The organism is Frankia sp. QA3, assembly GCF_000262465.1.
In the GTDB taxonomy this organism is placed as follows: domain Bacteria; phylum Actinomycetota; class Actinomycetes; order Frankiales; family Frankiaceae; genus Frankia.
On sequence record NZ_CM001489.1, the window covers coordinates 5,391,075 to 5,413,561 of the forward strand.

Genomic DNA, 22,487 nt, shown 5'->3' on the forward strand with positions numbered 1-22,487 from the left:
TCGGAGCCGCTGACCGACGAGGAGTACGCCGACTTTCTCGCCGCGGCGATGTCCGCGCGCGGAACACCAGACGGTGGATCCGCGGTCAGTCCTCGTCGAGCGCACGGGACGCGGCCGCGACCCGCTCCTCGGACTGCTCGACATAGCGGAAGTCGCGGGACCGCACGTAATCGATGAACTCGGGCTCGGGCGGCAGGTCGTGCTCCTGGAGATAGTAAACGATCTCCAGGCTCCACACCCAGTCACCATCAGTCACGTAGACGAGCGGCACCTTCCTTCCACGCGACGGATCGAGCAGATCCTCCACCAGACCCGCGACCCGCAGGATGGTGACCCCCCGCTGGAGGTACTCGACAAAACGCGACCTTTCCTCGCCGGCCGGAAGCGGCGCGCGGTCCCGCGCCCAGGGAACCTCGCCGTCCATTCCATCAAAAAGCTTCGCAATCTTCACATCGCCAACGATCTCCGGCATTAGCCCTCGCTCTCTACCGCGGAAGAAATCTGATCCATCGACCGTCCTGCGCAATCGACTGTCTGATTCGCCCGAAGCATTCCTTCTCTCCTTGATGAGAACAAGGGAGCCATCTCCTCTGTTGGCCACGAGCTCGGTCGGCGCGACCACAGGGACACCGAGATGATCTGCAAGATCCTGGGCAACAGGCGCCTCGCCTCGCCCGGTCTCGCAGGACACCAACCTGATCGGGCGGCCCATCCATTCACCGTCCGCCCGGATAGCCTGCTCAGATCCCGACCGTCCAACGGAGTTCCGTCAACAACAAAGGAATCAGGGTTTCCATGCAGATCGGCAGTATACACGTCAGCCAGAGGGCGTACGGAGGAGGCGGCGTCCCGCATCCTGTGGTCCTGCTCCGCGTAGAACGCTCGGCCGCCGTCCGTCCGCATGCTCTCCAGGTAGACCGCGGCAAGTCTCGGCTCCAGCCGCTCCAACGGACGAAACGCGTCTGGTGGTGTCCATCCGTCGCCCGCCTCCGGCGGCGGATACCGCACTCCACCTATTGAGTCGCGTTGTGCCACCACAGCTTCTGGATCACGGTCTCCATCATCAGGGATCGCAGGATCTCCAGATGGGGCTGGCTTGGCCGTGACCGTCTCCGGAACTCCTTCATCCGGCTCGTCAGCGCCCAGCCTCTCCGACTTGACCGCAGACGCTTCAGTGGATGTGCCGGCCATGTCCTCCGAAGGATCTTGCGACCGATCGTTCGACTGCTCCGGAGGCTTCCCAGCGGTCGTCGCCGATCCGCTCTCGGCTTCCTTCTCCGCCGGTTCGCCATACCATTGTCGACCGGGCCGCTCCGCCTCTGCGTGATCCGATTCCTCAACCCGCGGTGTCGAGGCCGGCGCATCGGACGGTTCCCGGCCCGATGCGGAGGGCCGACTTTCAGAACCGGCGGGATAAGTCTCCTCCAGAGAGAGGAGATCCTGGTCGGACGCGTGCCGCCGTCCCGAGACGTCACCAGTTCCCACAGCATCAGTCGGGTGCTCCGACATTCACCGTTCAAGTCGGGCCAGCTTCTTGTCGAGGGGTGTATTCCCCGCACCCCCGGCAGAGGGCGAGGCAGATTGGCCGGGCGGTACCGGCTTCTCGTCAACGTCCAACGTCCGCCGCCCCGCCGTCTGATCCCCACCCGGGCTGAGGGCCCTCCGTTCCGCCGGCCGGTCGAGAAGCGCGAGTGTGCGGCCCATGGGTGTCGGCGCCACGGCGGAGACATCGGCTGCGCTCCGTTCGGGGATCGTCGTGGTGTGGTCACGCCCGAGTGCCCGCCGTTCGAGCGCATCCAGCTTCGTTTCCATCGGCGTTCGTTCTCGAGTGTCGGTGCGCAGCTCACGATCCGCGCCAAAATCGTCCCCGGCGGCCCGGCCGTCCCGCTCTGCGTCGCCGTTCCCAGTGGGATGGGCGTTATGCGCGTCATGCCGGTCCAGCAGCCGGAGCTTCGCCTCGACCGCGGACGCGGGGCACGTTATTTTTGCCTGGGCCTGCACGACAGGCGTCGACGGAAGACTCAGACCTAGATCCGGACGAGGACTACGCCGACTTTCTCACCGCGGCGATGTCTGCACGTGGACGCCAGCTGCCGCAGTAAGCGACTACGTCATCATCGATACCGACGTCTTCTCCTGATCCGCCGTATCCTCCATGGACCCGCCGGGTCTCACGGAGAGGGGCGGCGAGGGAGTGATCGAGCCAGGTCTCGGCGCAGGTTCTTGAGACTGACGAGCTGCCCACTCGTCGGGTCGGGGGCCTTCCAGAAATCCCAGCCGTCCGTCTGACGCGCGGTCTCCGGCAGACCGGGGCCGGCGATGTCAACCTTTGCCGCCGCCCCCGCCGCGCTCAACGACAACTCGTCGCCGCCGAAATTGACCTTCCCGTCCGGTAGTACCTCCGCCGTGCGCCGCCCGCCGCGGTAGTCGCCGGTCAGCGTGCTTCCGGGCCGCACGATGCCGGCCTTGACCAGATCGGTCAACTTCAGGCTCCGCTCCTCGGGGGTGACCCGAGCGGGGCTGGTCGCCGAGGCCGAGGCCGAGGCGACAGCGGTCGGCGCGGGCGGGCCGGTGGTCACGCTCACCGTCGAGCTTGGTCGTGGGGAGGGACCGGTCCCGGCTCCGCTCGAGGCGGGTGGCGGTGATACGGCCGGCGGCAGGGAGGAAGTTCGGGGAGCGGAGCCGGCCGCCGGGAAGCCAGCCGGGAAGTCAAAGGTCGCGCGGGTCCGGATCAGCCCGGCCCGAACATCGGCCTCGCTCAGGTCCCGCGTGCGCCGGTGGACCAGCGAGACGAGTTCGGCTGCCGGGTCACCGCCGTCGAAGAGCTCCGCGAGGGCGGACCGGAGCTGGCCGTCGACGAACTCGGCGCGCCACAGGTCATCGATCCGGTCGCCGTTCATCGCGTCCTTGCCGAGCAGGGCAAGGACTTCCGCCGCGCCGCCCGGATCCGCGGATATGCTGACCGACCGATAGAGTTTCTGGTCGACCGGGACCGGCGCGTGCGCGTTGTAGATGCGCCATTCATCGCCGTTCGTGAGCGCCACCCATCTCACCCCCGCCGACGTGGCGTAGCTGAGCACCTGGGTCGCCCACCTGAGCTGGGAGAGGTCCTCTCCGAGCCCCTTCGCCTCGATGAAGAGGCGGGGTCTGCGCAGCAGGAGCAACGCGTAGTCCACCGGGTTCGCGGACGGGCCGAACCGGTACTCCCGGTTGACCTCGTCGAGGTCATGGATGTCCCAGCCCAGTGCCTCGATGACCGGTTCGATCAGGCTGGCCTTGGTGTTCTGCTCACCGATACGCCGCCCGTGCCGGTACCGCCCGAGCCGATCGGCGCACTCCTTGAGCGTCTCCTGCAGCGTTCGCGCCACTCTCACCCCAGCCACCGATCGCCTGCTGTCCTGGGGCTGTGGGCGGCACCCCTCCCCAACAACAATCAGTATCATCCGATTACTGAGCGGTGCACGGGGGGCCGTCAGCCCGACCTCGTCGTCCAGCAGTCCGTGACCGGCGTTCCACCACCCACGACTTGCAGTTGATCTACAACTTGATCGGCAACTTAGCTTGCAAGTTGTAGATCAAATTGTCACTCACCCCAACCAAGTTGTAGATCGTTTGATGGGCGGCAACGGGAGGCCGGGCTGGCGCTGGCTGGACCTGCGTGCCCTGGCTACCTCGATCGTTGCCGCGCGTCCGGAATGGCGCGACTCGCACGTCGCCCGGGTGGTGTACTGCACCACGCCGATCGACGGCGCGAGCAATCCCAGCGGCGCGGCGGACCAGGAGATCTACCTGCGCGCCCTGCGCGCGGCAAAGGCTGTCGACGAGATCACCAAGGGCAGGTACATCACCAAGATCGTCAAGGCACCGCTGGCTGTGCGGGGCCCGAAGGGCCAGGCGATCCTGGCCGCCCCGACGTGGCCGGTGATGGTCCAGGACCCAGCGGGGCAGCCGGTTCCTGACGCCCGCTTCCTGGTCTCCGTCGCTCAGCGAGAGGAGAAGGGCTCGGATGTCAACGTGGCTTCCCATCTCCTGCTCGACCTGCTCCACCAGCGGATCACCGCCGCCGTCGTGATCAGCAACGACAGCGACCTGGCCTTCCCCGTGGCGCAGGCCCGGGAGCTCATCCCCGTCGGCATGGTCAATCCCAGCAAGAACTACACCGCCGGTGCGCTGCGGGGTTCGCCGCACGCCGGGGTGGGCCGGCACTGGTGGCGCAGCCTGCGTGACACCGACCTCACCGCAGCTCAACTACCGGTACAGATCGGTGCGATCACCCGCCCGCCCGGATGGTGACCACGCTTTGACAGGCAGGCAAGCGCGTGCCTAGCTCGACATCTAGACCACCCGGCTCCTTCGTGGGCCGGGTTTTTCTATGGGCCTCTCCCTGCGGTTGTGCCGCCGACTGGGCACCGCAACGGAAGCTGCCCCGGGGATGACTTCAGACCAACTCGGCTTCGGGCTCACTCGGTTCGACGGCTGGTGACCCGGGAACTGGGCCGAGATCGCCGTCCGGTGCCCGGTCGGCGCCGGCAGCCCCCGCGAGGCCGGCCAGGTCGCCGTCGTAGGCGAGGCGGCCGTGGTCGATGACGAGGACCCGCTCGCAGAGCCGCTCGGCCTGAATCGAGCTGTCCGCACTCGCGGATCTACGAAGTTCGGTGATGACTGTGTCCGGGATAAAGGCCTGTCTTCCGCCGACGACCGCCTTGAGTGCGCCGAGCCAGCCTCGGATCCCCCAGCAGCTTTCCCTCCGGGAAGTGGTCCGCCGGGTCGACCTTGAGCCAGCCATTCTCGTTCTCGACAAATTTCCACATCACACACCCCTCAATCTTCCTCATCGATTACCGGAAAAGCGGTGCGAACGGACCCATCAGGTTGCATGGCCCCGCGCATACCAGTGCCGGTCCATCCCATGCCTGGAGCCGGATGGTGACACGACTACGTGGCGCCGTCGACCGCATCGCGGCGCTTGGCCTTTTCTTGGAGGTAGGCGGCGTATTTTTCCAGGATCTCGTCGATCTCCGCCAGCGGTATCCTGACGTCGTCCCACCGGTCGTACAGCGACTCGAACAGCACCTCGTCACCCACCAGAGTCTGCTCGGTGACGTTGCCGGCAGTCCCCTCAAATTCACCGCGCCGCACTCGCGACCAGTCGTCCCGGAATCTGCTCAGGCTCCTGAAGCTGTACCCGATGTCGCCCTGAAGCCAGTCGCGGAGGGCAAACAGCCTCCCGTCATCGAAGAATCCTTCGGGATCGATGCTGAGTGATCCGTACTTCCCGTCGACGAACCTCCACGTCTCAGGACTCATCGCGCAGATCCTCCTTGATCGGGAATGCGGTGCGCACGGTCCCGTCCGGCCCGACATAGAACTGGATCTGGACCCCGTCATGCGATCCAACCAGGATCTCCTTCGACACGTCCCGCCCTTCTTCCAGTGCCGGCGCTATCTTTTGATCGTACACCTCGCCATATGTCTCCTCGACGGCTTCGCGGACCTTCTCCGCGTTCCAGGAGTCGGGAAACATGGTATGCGTAGGAACCTTCTTCGGTCGCCACTCGGCGGCGGACTCGTCCCAGAACTCGACCTTGGCCTCGTATTCGCCCGACCGGGACGGCTCGCCGGTCCAGGTGAAGCGTCGGTCCGGGGGTGGGACTCCGCCGGGCGCACTGTGGAATCCCACCGGTCGGCCCTTTCTACTCCACTCGCCATCGAGAAGATGGTTGAACGTCTTCTCCGGGATGGGAGGACGGCGGTCGGCGGGACGGGCGGTGTCGGTGTCGGACGCAGCGACCTGGTCGCTTCGTTTCGCCCGCTCGTGCGCCCAGTCGAGGAGAGCCGCCTTTCGCTCGGCGGATGTCGGCTCGCGTGGCAGGGCGGCCGGAGGGCTCCGGTCGACGTCGGCGGGCGATACCTGGTCTCCCAGCACCCGCCGGTCCAGCGCCTGCGCCTTCGACTCGGCGCGGGAATGCGGCACGTCCCGCGATCCCGACCGGCCGGGATCCACGGAACCGGCGGAATCAACCGGATCGACGGGCTCGGAGGCATCGCCGGCCCGCCTGGTCGCCAGGTCCAGCAGCCGCGCCTTCGCCTCGGGCCCGCTGATCCGATCCGTCCGATCCGCCGCACCGGACAAAGGTTCGGGAAGATCAGCACTGGGTGCCGAGAGGTCACGCGGCATCGACGCTCACGGGATCAGTATTGCGGCAACGCCCTCCGCTACGGGCGGGTTGCCCAGCTCCGCGATGGAACAGGTGCCGGCGGGGTCAGACGAAGCCTTCCTCCAGCAGGACGGTGTCATCAGGCGTGATGCGATGCCGGCTGCCGGAACCGTCGACGACGCGGCACCAGCTCTCCACGATCAGCGCGTTTTCGGTCGTCTCCAGACGGATGTTCGCGCCGCCGTACATCCCTGGAACCGGAAACCAGAGCCGACCCTCCGGTATCTCGGTCAGTACCTCGACCTGCGGAAGGCGCATCCGCTGACGTTCTGTCAGCCCCATGCTCACCTCCGCCAGCAGCGGGTGCAGTCGACGTTCGAGCGCGACCACGACCTCCGCCGGGAGCGGATGCCGGGCAACAGGGCGCAGAACGTCAACCAGGTGGCGGTGGCCGCGGGCGGTGGCGATGTCGACGGGCCGCTCCCCCCGCGTGGTCCGCAACGTGCGCCAGGCACCGCGGGACAACAGCCCGTTCACGACGCCGGGCGACGCACCGTGCCAGGCGGCCTGATGCAACGGCGCAAATCCGCGGTGCCCGTCGAGCCGCGTGGAGTTCACCCAGTTCTCGAAATTCCAGGCGTCGAGTTCACCGAACAGTGCGTCCCAGACTCCGTCCCGGGCGGCATCGGCTATCCGATCCCTGACTTCGGAAACCTTGACGGAGACAGCTTCCCGCCGGTAGCCAAACCATTCTGTGCATTCTCGATCATTCGCGGGGACCAGCATGTATCGACCTCGATTCTGCCACCGTTGTCCATGGTGACGGCCGCAGGGCTGTTTTATTGGCCGCGGAGCCGCAGCCAGGCGTCCAGCTCCTCGTAGTCGTCGTCGCCCGGACGTACGGTGACGGTGAGGTTGGTCAGGGCGCAGTACTCCTCCGTGCTCAGGTTCACCGGGTTCTCGATCGAGCCGTCGGGTAGACGCCAGGGCGAGAAGCCTGAGCGCCGCGCTGGCGGCTCGACCGTCCCGCCGCGTCGGCGGGAACGCGACAATACCCGCGTGATCCGGCGGTTCACGAGGTCGCCCCGTGCCGGTTCGCCGTGGTCCGCGACCGCTTCCCGACCGCGATGATGCTGGTCACGCCGGTTTCACCCTTCATTGCGTCGGCTGTCGTGACGGTGGTTCCAGGACGTGGTGGCCCAGGTTCAGAAGCCGGGCCACTCCACCAGGCTGGCGGAGTCGAACAGGCTCGAGGTGTAAACGAGGTTGCCATGGGCCACGTCGACGGTCAGGCAGCCCTGGAACTTCTCCCCCGCCCCGAGGGTCGCCGCGTTGAACGCCGGTTCGCAGCCGAACGTCGGCTGGACCCGGGCGCCCTCCGGCGTGCGGACGAAGAAGTCGAACGGGTTGACGTTGAAGCCCTGCTTCTGCGAGCTGAACGACACTATGAAGGTGGCGAACGCCGGGCCGCTGGTCGGTTTGCTCGCACCACCGAAGAAGGACGCGACCGGCTTCGGTGCGGCCACGCTGAGGGTCGCCGCGACGTCACCACCCTTGCGGACCTCCAGAACCTCGCCGTACTGGGCCTGCTTCGCGCCGCCCGCCGCCGAGCCCGGCTTGCCGGCCGGCGCGCCGGTCGATCCGTTCGCGGCGGCGCCCTGCGCCGAGCCGGCGGTCGTCCCCGTGGTGGAGACGGACGTGTCCTCCAGACAGCCGGTCAGCCCGACCATCCCGGCGAGGACGGTGGCGACGACGACAAGCCTTGCCTTACCCATGCGAAAACCCCCGAGAAAATCGCCACCGAAATCATTTTCCGGCAGCATCGAATACACCTCACCGGCGCACGGAGAATCCATGACACCGTGGTGTTTGGGTGATGCGGCGAGCGTCGTCTCCACGTTCGCCGATAGGGCCGCGTCGGGCCGGGACCTGGACGCGGCTTACGGCTCCAGGGCCGCTACCGGCTCCCGGCAGTTAGGCACGCGACGCCGTTTCAGTCCCCGCCGGGTTGCTTGATGATGACGACCGGCGGGTAGGCCGAAGGCTGTCCCGGCCTTCGGCGGTGGTGCGGCCGGCGGAGACGGACGATGTCTCCGTCCGCCGACCGGCCGCCTGTCCTAACCGACCCGCCGCAGATCACGACGGACAGGGTCGGGCGAGCACGGACTTACAGGTCGAACAGGGCCTCGCCTGGCGGTGCGGCAGCGGCTGGCTTGGCGCGGGCGCCCTTCTTCCTGGCGCCCTTCTCATGCAGCCCGGCGGCGACCTCCTCGGCATACCGGACGTGGTTCAGCTCGAGGAGCCGGTCGAGCACCTCCCGCTGCGCCCACGGCCCGATCGTGTACCGCGTGTACTTCCCGGCCGGGTGAAAGCCGTGATCGAGCCCCCGCTCGATCATGTCGTCCCAGCCGTACGCCCGGAAGGTAGCCTCGTCGATAAGCCGATGAATCTCCCGCAACTCAACGATATCGGCATCCTTACAAGCAGAATCAAACACCAAATTGTACGTCTTCGTCAACCCCGACTGCCGCCCCAACATAACCTCCCGCCGGAACGCGTCTAGACGCTCCCCGAGCTTCTGCATATCGCCAGAGAGCATCGGCAAAGGAAACGTCTCGAAGACGTCCGAAGGAGTGTACCGAAGGTCACCTTTCAGCGACGACCCACGAGAATATGCCCACCAATAATGAGGCGCACTCGATAGGAGGTTCAGCATTGCAGGATCTGCAGTCGGGAAAACGATGAGAGCATGTGAAAATACCTGCCTGGCGGCCACCATCGCGGGCATCGCGAGACTGCTTGTGGCTGCAATAACCACCACTTGATCAAGACGGTTGAGTACCTCAAAAAGCTCGAGCGTTGGCCTTTTATACTGCCACCAGAGTTCCCTTAGCTGTCTCGTACCGCTCTTCATTCGCTCCGGTTTTACTTTTTGCAAAATCCACGCATGCTCCTTCGGATACTCGGCAATACACTCCAAAGGCATAGTCCGAAAGTTAATAATCCATCGACTCGCTTCGAAGTCCGGATTACTATTGAGATCCTGTCCATTTAGATAAGGATACAACACCTCTTTACTTTTAGAGTTACTTTTGATCCAGTTGGCCGCCAGGCCGGGTTCAACCGTAAATCCGGTGCCGTGAACATATGTTCCATAATGCACAAGTTTTGCACTTTTAGCAAGTCGATAGAAAGTCCTCGGACCCGAGTCCGAGATATCAAGGGATGAGGAAATTTCCTTGACCAAATTCCCATCAAGTAGCGGTCTAGCGCTTTCCCCAATTTTGTCCATGCTAGTCCACACGGCACAGAACTCTAGGGTGGCCGACTTCGATGGCCACGGCGCACTCTTGATTGCTCGCCGTATACAAACGCCACCAGACAGAATGCGATCTAGGCCGACCGCTCGACTATCGCCCTGCGCAAGGGTATTCGTGGCAATAAGACCCACATGACCGTGTTCGGCTATGATGCGGTGCACCCTAAGAAAAAAGTAGGCGACAAGATCCGCATTACCCCGAGCACCAAATGCGATGTTCGCAACCAAGTAGTCGCGATAGGCAACGCCCGATGAGCCAGTTATACGGGAGCCATGCAGGAAGGGTGGGTTTCCGACGATGGCATCGAAGCCACCCTTCTCGAAGACCTCGGGGAAGACCAAGGGCCAGTGGATTGGCTCTCGATTGAAGCTGCCGTCGACATAGTCGGTCGCCAGCCAACGCTTAATTTCGCGCTTGGCGTCGTCCATGCCCTCGCCGCCCTCAGCGACGTCGGCCGCGAGCTTGGCCGCCTCCTGGGAGGCGATCTTCTGGCCGCGTTCCCCTCGGCCGGCGCGGGCTAGGGTGGCGCCGATCAGGGCGTCGGCGAACAGCCGTACCTGGGCCGTGCGCTTCATTGCATCGTCGAGCAGCCTCTCCTTCTCGTCCAAGCCCTCGAGCGTCGATCCGTCCGTTTCCACGAGCTCGCGGCGCTCGGCGGCGACGTCCCGGACCAGTTCGCGTACGCCGAACGTCCAGCGGAAGAAATCCGGACGGTCTTCGTCCTCGTGGATCTCGCGGCCCTTGGCCGGGTCGAGGTGCATGTATTCGAGCTGGTCCAGGGACGTGATGCCGAGCAGGGAGTCGCCGGCGACGAGTTTGTCGTCGAGGAAGGTGAAGGGGCGGCGGGTGTCCATGGAGACCAGCCACAGCGACAGCTTCGCCATCTCGACGGCCATCTCGTTGATGTCCGCCCCGTACAGGCAGTGCTCGATGATCGCCCGGCGGGCCTCGACGACGACCTCGTCCTCCTCGGCGTCCCGACCCAGCCACTCGCCGGTCTCGTCGTGCCCGGGCAGGCTCGCGTCCGACCGTCCACGGGCGCGGGGATCGCCCTCCAGCGTCCAGGCCTCGACGAGCCGAGCGCCGAGGTAGCGGGCTGCGGCGACGAGGAACGCCGCCGAGCCCATCGCGATGTCGGCGACCTTCAGGGCGAGGATGTCCGTGCTGGACCGCAGCTTCCAGGCGGTGGTGTCGGCCGTCTGCAACGGACCGGGCGCGTAGACCAGCGGCTCCAGGGCGTTGTTCGCGACCTCCTCGGCGAGGAAGCGCGGCGTGTAGTGCGTGCCGGTGTTCTTGCGCAGCGGCGACTCGGTGACGTACAGGCCGCTTTCGAGGATCACCACCGGCTGGTCGCGCAGGTCCCGGCGCAGCAGGCCGTAGAACGGCAGCAGCCGCTCGGCGGTCGGGTAGTCCCCGCGGGTCACGGCGAGCAGGGCCTTGCGGGCCTCCTCCCGCTCGGCGGCCTCCAGCGGAACCAGCCGCTTCTCGACCGCCTTCGCCGAGCCGAGGCCACTCGCCGCAAACTTCTCGGCGAGAGCGGCGGCGAGCAGCGGCCGGCCGCGGTGGCGCGACGCCAGCTCCTCCAGCTCGGACAGCCTGACCTCGGCCTCCAGGCCCTCCTTGCCGACCAGGCCGACGATCACCTCGCCGGCCGGGGCCCGACGGGCGTCGTAGGACAGCAGACCCTCGTAGACGTAGCCGATCTGCTCGACGTCCAGGGACCGGAAGCTCAACGTCCGCCGCTCCCGCGAGCGTCCGGAGCCGACCTGGATGTACTGCACGGCGCGCAGCATGTGCAGGACGGTCCGGTCGTCGACGCCGAGCGGCAGCCAGGGATGCGTTCCCGGGTCGAACAGGGAACCGCCGTGGGCGTGCATGCGCAGCCGGGGATGATCGACGCCGGTGTAGACGGCGGTGAACACCGCGCGCAGCCGGTGCCAGGCCGCCGTCGACTGCTCCAGGTCGTCCTCGGTGGCGCCGTCGGAAAGCTGCTGTTCCAGCTCCGCGCACAGCCGGCCGACCGAGTAGGTGCCCGCGTACAGCTCGTTGTCCGCGGGCAGCAGGCCGCGTTCCTCGGCGTAGAGCAGGAAGACGATCCGCATCATCACCGCGACGGCGCCACGGTAGACGTCGTGCTCGCCGATGTCGCGCAGCCCGATGCCGCCCCGGGCGTGCTCGGCGACGTGCCAGCGGCCGAAGGCGGCGACGAGCAGTTCGACGGCCTGGCGGACCTGGATGCCGAGCGCCTCGGTGATCTCCTCCTGGCTGCCGAGGCTCGCGTTCAGCAGCGGGACCAGCGTTTCCGCGTCCGGCACGCCGAAGAACCGGCGCCGGCACAGCAGCGAGACGAACGCGCGCACCACGTCCCGCTCGGCCGCCTCCGGCCAGGACACCGCGTCGAACACCGCCGTCGTCGTCACCCCGCCGCGCGGCGCCCAGACCAGCGCCCACTGTCGGCCGTTCGTGACCAGCGCCAGCTCGACGCCGTGATGCCGGCAGGCCAGCGCCGCCCGGTCCACCGGGGTCGCCGCCCACGCCTGCCCGGCGATCCGCCCCGTCGGCGACTGCCCGGGCGCCACGACCAGGCCGAGCAGCCGCACCGCGTCCGGCTTCACCCCGGCACCGGCACCGGCGACGTCGACATTCGGATCGACGAGGACGAAGGACGGGACGACGCGGGTGTCGTGCTGATCGACGTCCACGGCAAGCGCGGACAGCGGGTCGGCAGCCCCGGTCTCGGCCTCGGTCTCGGCCTCGGTCTCGGTCCTGGCATCGGTCCTGGCATCGACAGTCCTGGCATCGACGGTCCCGGCCTCGACCCGGCCGGCGGCCTCGGGCCAGACCAGGGCGTCGCCCCAGCCGAGCAGCTCGGCGAGCACGAAGCGGGCCCAGTCGCGCTGGCCGGCCGCCGGGGCGTCCAGCCAGGCGGCGTGTTCCCGGCGCAGCCGCTCCCGGGTCTTCTTCTCCAGCGCGTCGAGCGTCGGCCAGACCCGCCGCAGCACCGGCAGGCTGAGGAACGGGCCGCTGACGTCGATCAGGCTCAGCCAGTCGCGATGCTGCGCCGCCCCATCCTGGACCGGGGGACGCCGCCGCCCGGAACCGCCGGGCCCACCGGAACCGCCGCGGCCGCGGCTCTTCGTCCCCGCACCCGCCGTCCCTGCGCTTGCCGTCCCCGCGCTCATCGTCCTGCCTCCCGGGCCGGCACGACCAGGACCACCGCGACCGGGAACTGGTGCTGCTGCGGGTCACGGTAGCGGCCGGCGATCACATCGAGCTCCCGTTGCTTCTCCTGTTCCAGCCGGTGCAGGCGTTCCTCCCAGGACTGCCGGTCCTTGCGGAACTGGGCCAGCTCCTCCCGGCTCCTGGTGAGCTGCTCCAGGCTGAACAGGACGCCTTCCTCGTTCTCGGGATTCTTGAGCGCCTTGCGGAGCGTGCTCGCGAACTGGTCCAGGATCGCGGTGATGCGGTCCTCCTCGGCGCTCTGGCGCTGGGCCAGGATGCGGGTCAGCGACTCCTGGCGCGTCCTCGTCCGCCAGTTCAGGGCGGAGAGCACGCCCTCGCGCGCCGCCGGCCAGCGCTCGGCGAGACGCTCCTGGGTCTCCTTCGTGACGGGACGGCCGGCGGCGAGGGCCGAGCCGACGATCTCCCCGAGAACGGTGAGGTTCTCCAGCCGGCGGAACCGGCCGGCCGCCGGCAGCCAGCCGCCGGCCTGCAACACCTCCTCGTGCAGCCGCACCCCGTCCGCGCCGACCAGCACGAACCGGGAGAACGCGCCGACGAGCACCTCCTCGCAGCGTGGATCGTCGGTCTGCACGGCGGTCACCCGGTGCAGGCCGACGTCGGCGTTGGAGACGGCGCCGCGCAGCAGCCGTGTGGACATGTCCACCAGCCGGTGGCCCAGGTGGGCGAGCACGACGTCGTCGCGGCCCCGCACCACCGCCGCGTCGAACGTGATGGGCAGCTGGCGCGGCGGGGCGCCGTCGCGGTGCAGCTTCTCGGTCAGCCCGGCCGAGGCGCGTGCCCAGGAGCCGGTCAGCGTCGGCACGTCGAACATCCCGTCGCCCGGGTCACCGTTCGGCGTGCCGGGGATGCCGGGGAGGTGATCGCCGAACAGGTCGCCGCGCTCGTCGACATGCGGCGTCAGCCGCTGCTGGCGGGCGAGGTCCAGCGCCGTGCTCACCACCCGCTGCACCGCCCGCGGGGTGAGGCCGAGATCGCGGACCGTGTCGTCCAGGGTGGCGCGCAGCCGGCGCACCTGCTCCCGCACGTTCTCGGCGACCGGGACCGCCTCGTCCTTCGCGGCCGCCGCGTCGATCGTGACGTCGAGGTCGGCCGGGTCGGCGACCCGTTCGCCGAGCATCCGGCGCTGCACCCGATCGGACAGCACCGCGTTCACGGACCCGAGGTCGGCCTTCATCTGCGCGACCTTCTTCACCACCCGGGACAGGAACTCCAGGTCGGCCTCGTAGGAGTCGACCGCACCGGTCCACCCGGAGCCCACGAAGTGGCGAATCTCCGGGGAGTGGCGCTGGCCGTACCGGTCGATCCGGCCGATCCGCTGCTCCAGCTTGTTCGGGTTGAACGGGATGTCGTAGTTCACCAGCCGGTGGCAGTGGTTCTGCAGGTCGATGCCCTCGCTGGCCGCATCGGTGGCGAGCAGGATCCGCACCGGGTGCTCGCTCGGGTCGGCCTGGAAGGCCAGCCGGAGCTGCTCGCGCTCGTCGGTGGGCAGGCCGCCGTGCAGCAGGCCCAGCCGCTGCCCGCCGAGCCCCTCCTGGCGCAGCAGGCCGGCGAGCCAGATCTGGGTGTCGCGGTACTCGGTGAAGACGACGACCCGCTCGTTCAGCCAGAGCTTCCCGTCCGGCCGGCAGACCGCCGCCAGATAGTCGAGCAGGGCGCGGGCCTTCGCGTCCGGCTCGGCCTCGTGGGCGTCCCCCCAGCGCTGCATCCGTTCCAGCAGCGCGATCTCGGAGTCGGTGGGGTCCGGCTGCATCGGGCGGACCCGGTCCAGCGCGTCGTCCTCGGCCTCGGCGAGCTGGGTGTCGTCGAGGGTCGCGACATCGTCGAAGTAGTCCTCCAACCACTCCGGCACCTCGTCGAGGTCGTCGTCGAACCCGCCGTCGAACCCGCCGAGGCCACCGGAAACCTGCGAACCGCCGGCGGAACCCGCCCGGCCCGCCCGGCCCGGCCGTCCCTGCCGCGCCACGAGGGTCTCCCGGTAGACGGCGACGGTGTGCGCGAACGCGGCCGGGGAGGAGAACAGCCGCTTCTTCAGCAGCAACGTCACCAGGTCGGTCGCCTTCCGGCCGCGCTCGGTGTTCAGCCGGACCCGGCGCAGCGCGGAGAACTCCTTGAGCAGGCCGTGGATCTCCCGCTCGCTGTCCGGATAGACCACCGGCATGTCGATGGAGCGGCGCGGGGAGAACCGCGGCGTGCCGTCCGCGTTCTCGATGCCACCCTTCAGCCGGCGGACCACCACCTCCTCGACCGCCTTGCGGTCCGGTGCCACCCCGCGGGCGAACCGCTGGTCGTCGAGGATCTCCAGCAGGGCGGTGAACGACGCCAGGTAGCCGTTGTGCGGAGTGGCGGACAGGAACAGCCGGTGGGTGAAATGCGGGGCGAGCCTTCGGATCAGCTTCGTCTGCTGGGAGTCGACCGCGTAGACCTGTTTCGGCGCGGCCGGGGCGACGTGATGCGCCTCGTCGAGGATGAGCAGATCGAACGTGCGCGGATAGGTCGGCTGGCCGTCGCCGGGAAGCACCTCGTCGAGCAGCCGCTGCGCCTTCGGGCCGCGCAGCCACGGCAGGCTGACGATCGTGAGCGGATAAACCTCGAAGGGATTCGCCGCGCTGCCATGCGAGCGGCGGACCGCGGCACACAGCTCCGCGTCGATGACGGTGAACTCGCGACCGAACTTCTCGGCCATCTCGTCGCGCCACTTCAAGGTCAGCCCGGCCGGGCAGACGATCATGATCCGCCGGGCCCGATGACGCAGCAGCAGCTCCTCGGCGACCAGCCCCGCCTCGATCGTCTTGCCCAGGCCGACGTCGTCGGCGAGCAGCAGGTTCACCCGCGGCGCCTCGAGGGCCCGGGCCACCGGCTCGAGCTGGTAGTCCTCGACCGCCACCCCCGAGCGGAACGGAGCCTGGAGCCGGCGGGCGTCCGCCGAGGTCACCGCCGACCAGCGAATGGCGTCGAGGAACGCGGCGAGCCGTTCCGGCGAGTCGAAGCCGCCCCTGGTCACCTCGGGCAGGGAGCCGCTGGGCAGGACGCGCCGGCCCGGTTCGACCTCCCAGATCACCTCGATCGTCTGCCCGTACCGACCGTCCTCGACGCTCTGCAGAGTGACGAGGGAACTCGGCACGGCCGCCCCCGAGCCGCGGTGCGCTCCCCCACTCTCCGGCGCGGCCTGGGCGTCGGTCTCCGCGACCACCCACTTCTGCCCCCGCACCTCGACCAACGCCCCGATGCCGGGCAACCCCGCCCCCGCCGATACTGCGCCGTGACGTGATGGCGCACGCTCCGTGGTCAAACCCGGCATCCTCATCCCCCTCGTGGACAGCCCGATCATTCTGGCAGGACACCGAGCCACGCCCGCGCCCGTGGCGGCCCGCCGGCGGCGGACACCCACACATCCGCGACCAACCAGACATCCAAGAGAAGTGTAGCGACTGTGAATCCGATTCACAAGCTAGGCCGATGCCTGCCTGCGATCATCTCGCGGCAGGGAGTCGCGGAGCGCCCGAAGCTGCGCGGGCGCCCAACGCTGCGGCGCACTCGAGCAGCTCGTCGAAGCTGGACCACCACCTCACAGCAGGTTCGCCACCCGCACGCAACCGAGCTGTCAGGACGGGACCTGCACCGCGAAGACCTGCTCGTGGTCTGCGGGTGTCCACATCCAGCCGGCGCCCATTCGCGAACCCAGCATCTCGGCCGCGTTCACCGGGTATGGCTCGTCGGTATTAGTCATCCCCCAACGTTGCGCGATCGTTTGGGCAGCACTGCGCGCGGCGGCAATAGCTTGCTGTTCGTCTGCATACACTCCAATGATCCTCAGCGCCGGATCCTCTATCATGCCGCATTCGATGCAGCCGACCTTGCAGACGAGCCAGTTGAGCTTGCTGCTCACGGGAATTTCCTTCCGGAGTATCCGTGGACGTTTTTCACGACCGCCCGGCCAAACTTCTCAGTTGCCGAGCCAAAGAGGTTTCAATGCCGGTGAGCACAGGCCGGGAGATACCCGTAAGGGTGGCGAACGCATCGCGATTCCTGCCGCGCCGTTCACGGATTCCGCGAAATCTGGTAACCGACCTCGCTGCCTGTTGACCGGCGCTGTCGCCCACGCGCCGACTCTAGCAAGAAATCCGAAGATGACCGTTGGGGGCGACGACACTTCTCCCCTCTGGTGGCAGGGACCTACGGCTCCCACCCGACCCCACCACGCCAGGGCCAGATGACCTTTGATGGCGAGAAGAATCCGCAGGATTTCTGGAGAGGTTCCCTTTTCGAGAGCACCCTCGGCGGGGTGGCTCGTGGCGATCCGTTCCCGCACGCTGCTCAGGGTGTGCTGCGCCAGCGGTGCGACGAACCGCCGACCGACGACCTCCCGCCGAAGGGTGACCGGTCCGGCACGCCAGGTCGACGGGCAGCTCGTGTAGATAGTCTTCGTAGCCCGAGTCCGGGATCTTTACACCAGGCGCTACAGATCGAGCCACCGGCTGAACGCGGCACGGGAGGAGGCGGGTGGGGATGGGCGTGCGGGTACCTGTGATCGCGCTCACCGGCTACCTGGGCGCGGGCAAGACGACGGTGCTCAACCACCTGCTCCAGGCGCCTGGAGCGCGCCTCGGGGTAGTGGTCAACGACTTCGGAGCGATCAACGTCGATGCCGCGCTGGTCACCGGTCAGGTGGACCAGCCGGCCTCGATCGCGGGCGGCTGCCTGTGTTGCCTGCCGGACACGGACGGCCTGGACCAGGCGCTGGAGAAACTGACCCATCCGCGGTTGCGGCTGGACGCGGTGATCGTGGAGGCCAGCGGCGTGGCCGACCCGCCACATCTGGCCAGGCTCATCCGGTTCAGCGGCGTGGACCGCGTGCGCCCCGGCGGTCTCGTCGACGTGATCGATGCCGCCGCCTACTTCGACACCGTCGACACGGGCGGGCTGCCGCCGGCCCGGTTCGCGTCGGCCTCGCTCGTCCTGATCAACAAAACCGACCGGATTCCGCTGGCGCACCGGGCCGAGACGGTGGCGCGAATCGCCGGCCGGGTACGCGAGAGCAACCCCCACGCACACGTCGTCGACACAACCCATGGCCGCATCGACCCGGTACTCGTGTTCGACGCCGCGAGCCCGCACGACCCGGTCGACGAACTCCCGCTCGCAGCCCTGGCCAGGCACGACCACGATGACGAGCCGCACCCGCACGTCAACGCGGTGACCGTGCCCGCCACCGGCCCGGTGGATCCCGGCCGGCTGGTCGACCTGCTTGAGGACCCACCCGCGGACATCTACCGGCTCAAGGGCACCATGACCGTGGACACCGGGCGCAGCCTGCGCGGCTATGTCGTCAATGTCGTCGGGCGACAGATCCACGTCGCGGTCAAACCCGTGACGGAAGGTCCCAGCGGTCTGGTCGCGATCGGCATGCGTCTCGACCAGTCCACCGTCCGCACCCGTCTCGAGGCGGCCCTGAAGCCCTGCACCGGCCGCCCCGCCGCGGACGGGGTACGCCGCCTCGCCCGATACCGGCGCCTTAGCACCTGAGCACCTGTATGCGCGGCGGCCTCTCCCGCCGTTACGGGTACCGCGGGTGCTGGGTGTGAACGCCTTCGCGCCGCTCCCTAACCGCCGGGTTCGTACCGACTAGGCCCGTATCGGGGGTACCATTTGTAACGGTTGTCCCGGCTGAACGGAGTTTTGTCGCGCCCCGGCCGCGAGAACGTCCGGGCTCGGTCGGGGTCGGCCGTCGCCGAGCCTGCGGCCGCCGGACCGGGCGTGATCATGGTGACCGTCGGCGGGGTTCCCGGTGGCTGCGGGACAGTTCCCGACGTCGACGGGGTGGCTTCCCGCGGCGCCGGGACTCGCGCCGAGGGAACCGATGCGGTGGCTCGCGGCTGGGACGCCGGCGTCGCCGCTGGGGGCGGGGATGTCCGCCCCGCGGGCTCGGCGACGATCGCTGCCGTCTCATCCGGCGCACCGTCATCCGGCGCACCGTCGTCCGGCGCACCGTCGTCCGGCGTGGTGAGAACCTTGCTGGCGGCTTCGGGGCTCACGTCGATCGCCGGCGCGGTGCCGCCCCCACCCGGTTGATGAGGCAGCGGTGGCGAAACGGCGGGCAGCCAGCCGGCTTGCGCGCCGATGGACGTCGAGGGGGACGCCTGCTCCCGATCGGCACCCAGTGCGATCGGCACCGCCGTGGCGATCAGGGCCAGCAGGGCGGCGGCGGTCGCCAGTACGGCGGCCCGCCGGCGGCGACCACCGCGCCGGTCGGCCGTCGGCCCGGGTCGCAGAGCCGCCCGGCGCGTCGACGGCTGGTCCGCCTCCGCCCCCGGTTCGCTTGTTTGGCCGGCGCGCCAGCCGTCGAGGGCCCGGGCGACGGCCGGCGCCGAGTCGTCTCCCGTACCGCCGAGCAGGCCCAGCAGCACCTCACCCGCGGTCGGCCGGGCGTCCGGTTCCTTCTGGAACGCGCGTCGGACCAGATCGATCATCCCGGCCGGCACGCCGGACAGGTCGGGTTCCTCGTGCAGCGTCCGGTGTAGCAGCACGTCCGGCGCACCGTCCCCGAAGGGGGGCCGGCCGGTCGCCGCGAAGACCATCACCCCCGCCCAGGCGAACACGTCCGCCGCCGCGCCGATCTGATCACCGTGGGCCTGCTCCGGCGCCATGTACCCGGGCGTGCCGATCCATGCGGCGTCATCGTCGACCGGCGCGGTCGTCCCGAGCGCGTTCGCGATGCCGAAATCGATCACCCGCGGTCCCGCGGGAGGCAGCAGGACATTCGACGGGGTGAGGTCATGGTGTGCGATGCCGGCCGCGTGGATCGCCGTCAACGCCGACGCCACCCCGATACCGAGGCGTTCCAGATCGGCGGGTGACAGCGGGCCGCCGGCCATCACCGCCCTGCTGAGGGTCGGTCCGGGAACGAACTCGGTGACCAGATACGGAAACTCGGCGTCCGGACACGCGTCCAGCACCTCGGCGGTGCAGAATCCGGCGACCTGCCGGGCATGGGTCGTCTCCCGGCGAAAACGTTCCCGGAACTCCGTTACGGCCGCATATTCCGGACGAATGACCTTGATGGCAACAAGCCGGCCAGTCGAGGACTCGCCCAGATAGACCGTCCCCATGCCGCCCTCGCCGAGCAGGCGCAGGACCCGGAAATCGCCGATCGCCACCGGGTCCGCCGCGCGCAGCGGCGAGCCGGGCTGGTCGACCGCGGCAGTCTCCGTCGCGACGCCGGCGTCCGCGCTGCTGCGAGTCATCGGCTCCACCTCATCGGGCCCGACCGTGGGTGCGGATGTCACATCCTCCGAGTTCGTCCGATTCTCCCGGTGCCGGCATCGCGGGATCCGGAGGCGTCGGTTGGGAGGACCGGAACTCTCCGCCTCCGCCCAACGGCCGACAAAATCGTCACCCGGCCTCCGGCAAGGCCCGAACGAAGACAGAGCACGGCCCATCAGTGCGTTCCGTCCCACCCTGACGGTATGCGGCCGCCAGCCGGCGGACGGAAACGGCCACGGGAACCCAACCGCCCGACTTCCCGTGGTCTCGGGCTTGCCGCCGATGACGGGCCGCATCGGACAATGTTTATCTGACCGTCCGGGACGGAGTGGGTCCGGTGGCCAAGGTCGACGCCCGCGGTCCGCTGATCGAGACGACAGGCTTTCGTACCGCGACGGGGTGCCCGCCGAGCCGCATTCCATGGTCCGCGTCCTGCGCCGCAACGATCAACCGGCGGAGCTGCCGCCCAGCCACAGTCGCCGGATATACAGCTGACGATCTGGCAGGATTGGTCCGTGTATGCGTTCCCACCAGTTCGGCTACTCGACTTCGTTCTCGGCATCGCCACGGCGCGGAGCGAACTCGGCGGGCGGTGTATCCGGATGCCCATCCTGGCCGCGGTGTTCCTGCTCGCCGCGGGGACATTCCTGCAGCAGGCCCTGGCCGGAACAGTCTTCGCCGTGGCGGCACTGACCCTGCTGCCGATCGCCCTGGCGAGAGGATGACCACGTCTTCCGGCGCGCCTCGTCCGCGTACCCTCGACCCAGAACTCGCCGCCGTCGCCGACGCCCTGACCAGCGGCAAGCCGGATGTTTTCACGCGCGTGCGGGAGCAGGCGCAGGCCGAGGTCGCGGCGCAGCTGGCACGTGCCGAACTACCGCCGGTCGAGGCCGTCGACCTGTCGGCCCCCGGAGACCCCGCGGTACCGGTACGGCTGTTCCGCCCGCAGCGGCGGCCGCCCAACCTGCCCGTGTTCCTGTGGATCCACGGAGGCGGATTCACGGCCGGGAGCGCGGAGGCACTCGACCCGTTCTGCGCGGAGATCGCCTCGCGCCTGGACATCGCCGTGGCCAACGTCGAGTATCGGCTCGCCCCCGGGACGCCTTTCCCCGGTCCGCTCCACGACTGCTATGCGGCTCTTCGGCACGTGTACCACGCTGCTCGGAGCCTCGGCCTGGACGAGAGCCGGATCGCCGTCGGCGGGGCGAGTTCCGGCGCCGCCCTCGCGGCCGGTACGGCGCTGCTGGCCCGGGACGAGGGGGAGGTTCCCCTCGTGTTCCAACTGCTCGACGTTCCGCTGCTCGACGACAAGCTGAGTACCGAGTCGATGGCGCGGTTCGTGGACACCCCGGGGTTCACCCGCGCCGGCGCGGCCGCCGCGTGGACGGCGTACCTGGGGCCGGACCAGCGGCCCGGCGATCCGGACGTGTCGCCCTATGCGGCTCCGGCCAGGTCGACGGACCTCAGTGGCCTGCCCAGCACCTATCTCAGCACGATGGAACTGGATCCCGCCCGGGACGAGGGAATCCTGTACGCCTTGCGGCTGCTGGCCGCCCGAGTCAGCGTCGAGGTGCATTCGTTTCCGGGCACCTTCCACGGTGCGGAGACTTTCGCTCCTTTTGCGGCAGTGTCGCGTCGCGCGGCCGAGGAGCGGCTACGCGCGCTGGCCCGCGGGCTCTCGGTCGATGCGGACAGGCGGGTGCGGCTGACCTGATCGACATGATGCCGAGCGGGCAGCCCGCCTGGCAGCATCCAATGGTCGTACCGGGCAGCGGAACTTCGTAGTCTCGACAGACGGCCGACGCGCCCGGCCAGGATCAGGGAGGTTCGCGTGGTCGACCAGGCGGAGAGCCAGGAACGGCGGATGCGGTCCCACGCTCGCCGCAACCGGGAACGCATCCTGGAGGTCGCCCGGGAGGCGCTGGCCAGCCGCGACGGGGACATCTCTCTCAACGAGGTGGCGCGCAGGGCCGGGGTGGGGACGGGCACGCTCTTCCGTCATTTCCCGAGCCGGGACGCGCTGCTCGAGGCGCTGCTGCACGACCGGACCGCGGCCCTCTGCGCCGAGGCCGAGCGGCTGCTCGGCGCCGCGGACGCGGCCACCGCGCTGTTCGACTGGCTGGCAGACCTGATCTCCCACGTCGCCATCTACCAGGGCGTGTCGGCGGCGCTGCTCGCCGGTTCCCGGGACGAGGGCTCGGAGCTGCACAGGTCCTGCCGGGCCGTCGACCTGGCCGCCGAGTCGCTGCTCATCCGGGCACAGCGGACCGAGCAGGTCCGGGCGGACGTGCGGACGGACGAGGTCATCTCGCTGGTCAGCGCCCTGTCCTGGGTCAAGGAGCAGAGCCCCGACCGGGACGCGCACGTGCGTTCGCTGCTGACCGTGATGGTCGACGGGCTGCGGACCTTCCCGCCGACGAGAGAACAGGGCGAACAGCAAGGAACCATCCAAACACGAAGAGCAATGGACTCCTAGCGGGTCGCGAGCGGACAGACGGCCTGCCTC

Annotated in this window: 15 protein-coding genes and 1 pseudogene; 5 read left to right on the plus strand and 11 right to left on the minus strand. The window is 68.7% G+C overall.

Features of this window, described 5'->3' with window-relative positions:
• Positions 1-85: 85 nt before the first annotated feature.
• Together FRAQA3DRAFT_RS37540 and FRAQA3DRAFT_RS22090 are read right to left on the minus strand one after the other, a co-directional pair.
• Positions 86-712: a hypothetical protein gene (locus tag FRAQA3DRAFT_RS37540; protein ID WP_232291702.1), complete on the minus strand. Its 627-nt coding sequence runs from the start codon at positions 710-712 to the stop codon at positions 86-88.
• Between the two features lie 1,459 nt (positions 713-2,171).
• On the minus strand, positions 2,172-3,374 hold the full coding sequence (locus FRAQA3DRAFT_RS22090) for a restriction endonuclease (protein ID WP_232291703.1): 1,203 nt from the start codon (positions 3,372-3,374) through the stop codon (positions 2,172-2,174).
• Positions 3,375-3,615: 241 nt separating this feature from the next.
• Between FRAQA3DRAFT_RS22090 and FRAQA3DRAFT_RS22095 the strand changes: the two genes are divergently transcribed.
• Positions 3,616-4,293, plus strand: a complete 678-nt coding sequence (locus FRAQA3DRAFT_RS22095) for an NYN domain-containing protein (protein ID WP_009741277.1) — start codon at positions 3,616-3,618, stop codon at positions 4,291-4,293.
• 175 nt (positions 4,294-4,468) lie between these two features.
• Here the strand turns inward: FRAQA3DRAFT_RS22095 and FRAQA3DRAFT_RS38910 are convergent.
• From FRAQA3DRAFT_RS38910 to FRAQA3DRAFT_RS22140, 8 genes and pseudogenes are all read right to left on the minus strand, one after another.
• Positions 4,469-4,612: pseudogene (locus FRAQA3DRAFT_RS38910) on the minus strand (methionine ABC transporter ATP-binding protein); the annotation flags it as partial.
• Positions 4,613-4,935: 323 nt separating this feature from the next.
• Positions 4,936-5,307, minus strand: a complete 372-nt coding sequence (locus FRAQA3DRAFT_RS22105; RefSeq protein WP_009741279.1) for a hypothetical protein — start codon at positions 5,305-5,307, stop codon at positions 4,936-4,938.
• A complete protein-coding gene (locus FRAQA3DRAFT_RS22110) occupies positions 5,297-5,974 on the minus strand; it encodes an EndoU domain-containing protein (RefSeq protein WP_232291704.1) in 678 nt (225 codons plus the stop codon). Before FRAQA3DRAFT_RS22110 ends, FRAQA3DRAFT_RS22105 begins: the two co-directional genes overlap by 11 nt.
• 289 nt (positions 5,975-6,263) lie before the next feature.
• Positions 6,264-6,944: an ankyrin repeat domain-containing protein gene (locus tag FRAQA3DRAFT_RS22115; protein WP_009741281.1), complete on the minus strand. Its 681-nt coding sequence runs from the start codon at positions 6,942-6,944 to the stop codon at positions 6,264-6,266.
• 419 nt (positions 6,945-7,363) lie between these two features.
• Positions 7,364-7,933, minus strand: coding sequence for a hypothetical protein (locus FRAQA3DRAFT_RS22125; RefSeq protein ID WP_232291705.1), 570 nt, complete (start codon positions 7,931-7,933; stop codon positions 7,364-7,366).
• A gap of 392 nt (positions 7,934-8,325) precedes the next feature.
• Entirely contained in the window at positions 8,326-12,660 is a 4,335-nt protein-coding gene (locus FRAQA3DRAFT_RS22130) for a type IIL restriction-modification enzyme MmeI (protein ID WP_009741284.1), read from the minus strand.
• Positions 12,657-16,019 (minus strand): DISARM system SNF2-like helicase DrmD, encoded by a 3,363-nt coding sequence (drmD, locus tag FRAQA3DRAFT_RS22135; RefSeq protein WP_009741285.1) that lies wholly within the window; start codon positions 16,017-16,019, stop codon positions 12,657-12,659. Before drmD ends, FRAQA3DRAFT_RS22130 begins: the two co-directional genes overlap by 4 nt.
• 303 nt (positions 16,020-16,322) lie before the next feature.
• Positions 16,323-16,607, minus strand: coding sequence for a hypothetical protein (locus FRAQA3DRAFT_RS22140; RefSeq protein ID WP_009741286.1), 285 nt, complete (start codon positions 16,605-16,607; stop codon positions 16,323-16,325).
• 620 nt (positions 16,608-17,227) lie between these two features.
• Between FRAQA3DRAFT_RS22140 and FRAQA3DRAFT_RS22145 the strand changes: the two genes are divergently transcribed.
• Positions 17,228-18,244, plus strand: a complete 1,017-nt coding sequence (locus FRAQA3DRAFT_RS22145; protein ID WP_009741287.1) for a GTP-binding protein — start codon at positions 17,228-17,230, stop codon at positions 18,242-18,244.
• Between the two features lie 77 nt (positions 18,245-18,321).
• Here FRAQA3DRAFT_RS22145 and FRAQA3DRAFT_RS31745 read toward each other — a convergent pair whose 3' ends face one another.
• The gene (locus FRAQA3DRAFT_RS31745) at positions 18,322-19,962 is read right to left on the minus strand and encodes a serine/threonine-protein kinase (RefSeq protein ID WP_009741288.1); all 1,641 of its coding nucleotides are present in this window, start codon (positions 19,960-19,962) and stop codon (positions 18,322-18,324) included.
• A 534-nt stretch (positions 19,963-20,496) separates the two neighbouring features.
• On the opposite strand from FRAQA3DRAFT_RS31745, the gene FRAQA3DRAFT_RS22155 reads away from it, so the two are divergent.
• From FRAQA3DRAFT_RS22155 to FRAQA3DRAFT_RS22165, 3 genes are all read left to right on the plus strand, one after another.
• On the plus strand, positions 20,497-20,706 hold the full coding sequence (locus FRAQA3DRAFT_RS22155; protein ID WP_035921320.1) for a hypothetical protein: 210 nt from the start codon (positions 20,497-20,499) through the stop codon (positions 20,704-20,706).
• The gene (locus FRAQA3DRAFT_RS22160; RefSeq protein ID WP_009741289.1) at positions 20,703-21,695 is read left to right on the plus strand and encodes an alpha/beta hydrolase; all 993 of its coding nucleotides are present in this window, start codon (positions 20,703-20,705) and stop codon (positions 21,693-21,695) included. Before FRAQA3DRAFT_RS22155 ends, FRAQA3DRAFT_RS22160 begins: the two co-directional genes overlap by 4 nt.
• Before the next feature lie 117 nt (positions 21,696-21,812).
• The gene (locus FRAQA3DRAFT_RS22165) at positions 21,813-22,457 is read left to right on the plus strand and encodes a TetR/AcrR family transcriptional regulator (RefSeq protein ID WP_009741290.1); all 645 of its coding nucleotides are present in this window, start codon (positions 21,813-21,815) and stop codon (positions 22,455-22,457) included.
• The last annotated feature ends 30 nt before the right edge of the window (positions 22,458-22,487 follow it).